Origin of the sequence: Listeria rocourtiae FSL F6-920 (assembly GCF_000525975.1) — a bacterium.
GTDB classification, from domain to species: domain Bacteria; phylum Bacillota; class Bacilli; order Lactobacillales; family Listeriaceae; genus Listeria_A; species Listeria_A rocourtiae.
In genome coordinates, this window is sequence record NZ_AODK01000072.1 from 1 (window position 1) to 5,637 (window position 5,637).

Below are 5,637 nucleotides of genomic sequence, written 5' to 3' on the forward strand. Positions count from 1 at the left end.
TTTTCGAGGAGTTGGCCGTTGAAGCTGGATCCGGAGGCGCTTCACGTGATACAGTACATGGATTACATGCTCACTTCGTTCTCATGCATATTGAGGCTCTAATTCAGCATACTACGCTTCTTAAGAGCCACAACAAAGCTGGATCCGGAGGTGCCTCACGTGATGCAGTACATGGATTACATGCTCGCTTCGCTCTCATGCATATTGAGGCTCTTCTCGATTACTGCTTCTTATTTATTTTCTGTTACTTCTTGCTAGGAGCTTAAGAACCGCTGATGGATTACATGCTCACTCCGTTCTCATGCATATTGAGGTTCTAAATCAGCATACTACGCTTCTTAAGAACCTCAACAAAGCTAGATTCGGAAGTGCTCCACATGATGCATACACTTCGCACCTTAAGAAGCACACCTATTCTCTCCCAATCACCGTTGATCCTCTTATAATCAACTCTGGTGAAAATAAGACAGATCCCTGTTTTGCCCCTCCTTCATTTATTTTCTTTAGTAACACTTGAGCGCATGCTTCCCCCATCTCAATTACAGGAGAGCGAACTGTTGTTATTTTTGGTGAAGATATTCGATCTAAGAAAACGCCATCAAATCCAGTGACAGCAATATCTTCTCCAAAACGCTTGTGAAGGGATGTTGCAGCTCTTACAACACCAAGTGCCATTCTATCTGACGCACAAATAACTGCAATTGGCTCCCTTACTCTACTTAAAATATCTAGTGCTTTCTTTTCAGCAATACGCGAACTATTTTTCATAAAATAACTTTCTTCTATCAAATCATGCGCTTTCATCACTTCTGAATATCCAGTAAGCCTGGAACGCATAAACTCCTCCTCTAACAAATTGATGCCAAAAAAAATAATATGTCGAAAACCAATATCGTATACGTGCTTCGTCGCAAGCTCCGCGCCAAATCGATTATCTACATCTATCGCATCCACATCCCGTCTATTCTCCCCATAAGCAATAACTGGTTTTTCTAATCCAACCATTACTTTTTCAACCTCACGATCACGCATTCCGGTGACAATTAATCCATCATACGGACCAATATTTTTAGATTTCTGCGTTACTAATTGAAGAGAGTAAGAGTATTTATCAAGCTCTCTACTTATCCCTGTGAGTAAATTCATGTAGTATGGCTCCACTGTATCAATCTCTTCCAAAATTAGAAACTTAACAACTTGTGTTCGATTCTGCACGAGTGCTCTAGCTGCATAGTTTGGAACGTATTCCAATTCTTCCATCGCCGTGTAGACTAGCTGTTTTAGCTCATCAGAAACTTGGTCTGGATGATTTATAACACGCGATACAGTCATCTTAGAAACATTTGCTTTTTTTTGCAACATCAGCTAATGTAGCCATCCATATCCTCCCTTAATTACTTCTTCTCCACTCAATTGTAGCAGTTTTTTGATAAAAGAGTAGTGTTTTATCTTTTACTTATTGCTACTCAAAAAATAATTATACTCACAAAAAAAGCACCTTCTTGAAAGAAAAATGCTTCAAATGTATGTATTTATCTTTTTGGTACGGTTATAACTTTTTTTACAGTTCGATGCTCTTTCCAGTTTTGAAAGAATTTCCTAAACAATTTAATTCCTATCATAAGCCAACCACAGACTGTACCAGTCAAAATAGCAACCAACGCCACAACCATAAATCCAACAACTGGGAAGACAGGGTCACTAATAGCAGCAATACCAAGAATAAAAACAACAATCATCGGAATAACAAAATACCGTATCTCATGATCCCCCACATCAAACACTCCTTTGCAACATTGTATTGTACCGTACCTAGACTTTTATACCTAAATCATAGTTTCAGTATACTCTCAATACCTACTTTTTTCAACATGTATAACGCTTACATTAAAAGATACGTAAAATGTGCCACCTACTTCTAAATCGTTGGCACTGCCCAATTAGCTCTTAGCAAACAGCCTTTTTTACATAAAAGAAATATTTGTATACAAACTGTAATACTTATTCGCAACTCAAAAATAATCCATTTGCATATCTCTTACTTCAAAATATGCCTCTAAAAGCGATACTATGAACTGCGCTGTTTTTATTTTTTTCGTCATTCAGCGGGTTTAAACCGACAAAAGTTATCGCGTCAATTTTATCACTTAGCGCTAAGTTTTTCATGAAATAAAGAATTTCTCTCCAATAAATGCCTCCCTGAGAAATGAAATCCGTCCCAGGCGTAAATTCTGGATCAATAGCATCCACGTCTAAAATCAAATGAACAGGCCCCTTTTTTTGAGCTAACCATTGAATAATTTCATCTGTCACCATCGCAAACCCCATCTTATCTACTGTTGTCATCTCATAGTGAAGAATCTTCTCGTCCTCAATGACCTGTAACTCGTCATAATCAATGCGCCTTGTCCCCAAAATACAAACATTATCACCTAGGATAAAACGCTGATTCATAATATTACCAAGCTCTTCCGGTCCTTTTCCAATAACTGTTGCCATCACATTATGGCATAAATTATCATGATTCAGACTCCTCCCCATATCGGCATGCGCGTTTACCCAAATCACAGTTTGTTCTCTCTCCTCATCTTCCATACCAGCGATAGAACTAAGTGATATCAGTTGATCCCCACCAAAAATAATAGGCATACTCCCCTCATTCTTTATATCTGCGACTATATCTCTAAGTTCTTTCGCTTTATATGTAATCGCTTTCAAATCCTTTAACTTTAAAATAGCCTCTTGCTCCATATCAGTTAAAAACGCCATATTATGATAGTCTACAACCTCATCTACCAGCTTTTCCAACATCCCAATAACGCCTGTATATCGAATTGCATATGGAGCTAACGCAACGCCTTGTCGCTCTTCATGAAACATCCATGGCACGCCTAAAATGCCAATTTTCTTCATCTCATTCACCTACTTATATATATTGTCTTATATTTTATCATAAACAACCATCTTTTCAAAAAAATAAAACTTTTAATTTTAGTTAATTTTATGTTTTAGTAATTTTTATGTTACAAAAAATAGTTTTTATCTTAGACGAAAAAAAGATTTTATACTAAAAAATTGCTTTAAATTGCTTTTTTACCATTTTTACACTCAATCCCTTTTTTGCTAAAATGATGTTAATTCTCCTGTACAAACTTTTCTGTATAGTAGTGAGTTGTTAAGAACTAGTAGAAGAGATGCCACGCTCCCCCCTTTTTTATCCTAGGAGTTCCCCCAGAATTTTATAGGCTAATCTTGGCATCTCTTCGCTATTTCTATTCTTTTAAATGATAAGGATACGTCGCTACAACGACATCCTTTTTAAATAATAGTTTCGTTCGAATAAGCAGGCTTGTCTGATTGTGCAATATATTTTGCCAGCCCTTTTTAGGAATAAATTGCGGTATTAGTACAGTCAGCGAATAATTATCTTGGTTTGCTTTTTGTTGCGCCGTATCGATAAACTTCATCAATGGGTCGGTGATAGAACGATAAGTCGAATACAGATCTGCTATTCGAACCTCTGGGTGTATCCTATTCCATCTCTCAACAAATTCCTTACCTTCTTTTTTGTCTAAAGAAACGTGAACTGCAATCACTGTATCACCAATCGATTTTGCATAGCGAAGTGCCCCCTCCACTACTTTTGTTGTATCTGATACACAAATGATAACAGCGTTTCCCTCGAAGGAAGGCACATCGATTTGCTCATCAATTCTTAATTGCGGTGCGAGTTTTTCATAATGTGATCGTGTTCTATGGAAAACATAAATCATTGCAGGCATAAAGATAAATACAGGCCATACCTCACTTATCCTGGTAATGAAAAGTACCATGAGAACAGTAAATGAAATAAAAGCACCCAATAGATTCGCAGATAACTTCTTCCTATATCCCTCAGGCTTTTCTTTTACCCATTTAATAATCATGCCTGTTTGAGATAATGTGAATGGAATGAATACCCCTACAGAGTAGAGTGGTATTAATGATTCTGTCTTACCTTGAAAAAGAATAATGAGCAGGATAGATCCTAGTGCTAGTGTAATGATACCGTTAGAATAGCCTAATCTATCTCCTTTATCCAAGTACATACGTGGCATATATTTATCTTTGGATAGATTAAAAGCTAACATTGGAAATGCTGAAAATCCAGTATTCGCAGCTAATACTAAAATAAGTGCCGTCGTTGCTTGAATAAAATAATAAAAGAAATTTCGCCCAAATATATTTTCAGCAATTTGCGAAAGCACAGTGGACTTTAACTCAGGCACAACTCCATAGAAGTATGCAAGCAATGTAATACCGATAAAGAAAAAGCCTAGAATAGATGCCATCATAATCAAAGTTCTAGAAGCATTTTTCGCTTTTGGATCTTTAAATAAAGGCACTGCATTTGAAATTGCTTCGATACCTGTCAATGATGCCGAACCCGAAGCGAAGGCTCTTAAAAGCAAAATCAGTGTTATACCAGAAACATGTGTACCAACAGAAGCGGTCTCATGCGAAACATCTTGACCCAGCGCTAGTTTTATTAACCCTGTCACAATCATGATAATCATCGAAAATACAAATAAGTAAACTGGAATTGCTAAAATAGCTGCTGATTCTGTTACGCCACGCAAATTAATGATGGTTACAATGATAACAAGTAAAATAGCCATCGGTACAGTAAATTGATACAAAGAAGGAATAGCCGCAATAATAGCGTCCGTTCCTGAGGATACACTCACGGCAACAGTCAACATATAATCAACTAATAAAGAACCTCCAGCGACCAACCCCGCGTTCTTTCCTAGGTTCTCTCTTGAAACCACATAGGCACCTCCACCTTGTGGATATGCATAAATAATTTGACGATATGATAGACTTAATGCAAATAAAAGTACTAGAACACAAAGAGCTATCGGTAGTGAATACCACATTGCTGTAGCACCTACTGTTATCAAGACGAGTAATATTTGCTCTGTTCCGTAGGCTACAGAAGATAATGCATCTGATGATAATACAGCTAAAGCTTTCAGTTTACCTAATTTTTGATCCCCAGCCTCTGATGATTTAAGAGGTCTCCCGATCAGCATTCTTTTTAATGGAGATGCCATTTTACTCCCTGCCTTTTTAACTAAATTTTCCTTCTAAAAAATTGCATACGTAACATTATAACACAGCCCTTTTAAAATAGAATAGCTTTTTATTTTTTAGTGTAGTATCGGGCTTAATAGATTCCTTTTGGCTTTATTTAATATATTAGAAAGTGTAAATTTAAATAAATTTTAAAAGCGATTTATCTGCCCTTTCCCTTCTTGCTCTAAGGTCTAATTATATAACTTATTTTTCTGAATAAAAAGAATTCAATTTAAGTATTTACAAACCACCCATTCTCTTTATATAATAGTTTTCGGCTGGTAAATTTACTAGCCACATGGCCCGTTGGTCAAGCGGTTAAGACACCGCCCTTTCACGGCGGTAACACGGGTTCGAATCCCGTACGGGTCACTTTTAAATCTTTTTTAGCAAAATGCTGGTCAAAATAGTAATTATGTTATATTATAAGATAGTATTAGTGATGGGGCTTAGCTCAGCTGGGAGAGCATCTGCCTTACAAGCAGAGGGTCAGCGGTTCGATCCCGTTACGCCCCCACC

The 5,637-nt window shown here is 37.0% G+C and carries 4 protein-coding genes, 2 tRNA genes and 1 pseudogene; 3 read left to right on the top strand and 4 right to left on the bottom strand.

The genetic code is table 11. The features are described from left to right. Positions 1–266: hypothetical protein (locus tag PROCOU_RS18130; RefSeq protein ID WP_036074226.1), on the top strand; the 266-nt coding region annotated here is incomplete at its 5' end. A 145-nt stretch (positions 267–411) separates the two neighbouring features. On the opposite strand, the pseudogene PROCOU_RS15540 reads toward PROCOU_RS18130, so the two are convergent. The 4 genes and pseudogenes from PROCOU_RS15540 to PROCOU_RS15555 form a co-directional block, all read right to left on the bottom strand. Beyond that, positions 412–1,378, bottom strand: a pseudogene (locus PROCOU_RS15540) (LacI family DNA-binding transcriptional regulator). A 154-nt stretch (positions 1,379–1,532) separates the two neighbouring features. Then, positions 1,533–1,775 carry a hypothetical protein gene (locus PROCOU_RS15545; RefSeq protein WP_051994460.1) on the bottom strand — a complete coding sequence of 81 codons (243 nt, stop codon included), beginning with the start codon at positions 1,773–1,775 and terminating at the stop codon, positions 1,533–1,535. A 268-nt stretch (positions 1,776–2,043) separates the two neighbouring features. Then, positions 2,044–2,913 (bottom strand): arginase family protein, encoded by an 870-nt coding sequence (locus PROCOU_RS15550; protein WP_036074230.1) that lies wholly within the window; start codon positions 2,911–2,913, stop codon positions 2,044–2,046. A gap of 359 nt (positions 2,914–3,272) precedes the next feature. Next, positions 3,273–5,096 carry an APC family permease gene (locus tag PROCOU_RS15555; protein ID WP_036074233.1) on the bottom strand — a complete coding sequence of 608 codons (1,824 nt, stop codon included), beginning with the start codon at positions 5,094–5,096 and terminating at the stop codon, positions 3,273–3,275. A 322-nt stretch (positions 5,097–5,418) separates the two neighbouring features. Here PROCOU_RS15555 and PROCOU_RS15560 point away from each other — a divergent pair. Both PROCOU_RS15560 and PROCOU_RS15565 read left to right on the top strand, forming a co-directional pair. Further along, positions 5,419–5,490: transfer RNA gene (locus tag PROCOU_RS15560), tRNA-Glu, on the top strand. A gap of 72 nt (positions 5,491–5,562) precedes the next feature. Continuing rightward, positions 5,563–5,634: transfer RNA gene (locus tag PROCOU_RS15565), tRNA-Val, on the top strand. Positions 5,635–5,637: the final 3 nt, after the last annotated feature.

What these genes read in the sequence shown, in the direction of transcription:
- PROCOU_RS15550 (WP_036074230.1), bottom strand. Translation starts at nt 2,913, where the DNA reads ATGAAGAAAATTGGCATTTTAGGCGTGCCATGGATGTTTCATGAAGAG.
- PROCOU_RS15555 (WP_036074233.1), bottom strand. Translation starts at nt 5,096, where the DNA reads ATGGCATCTCCATTAAAAAGAATGCTGATCGGGAGACCTCTTAAATCA.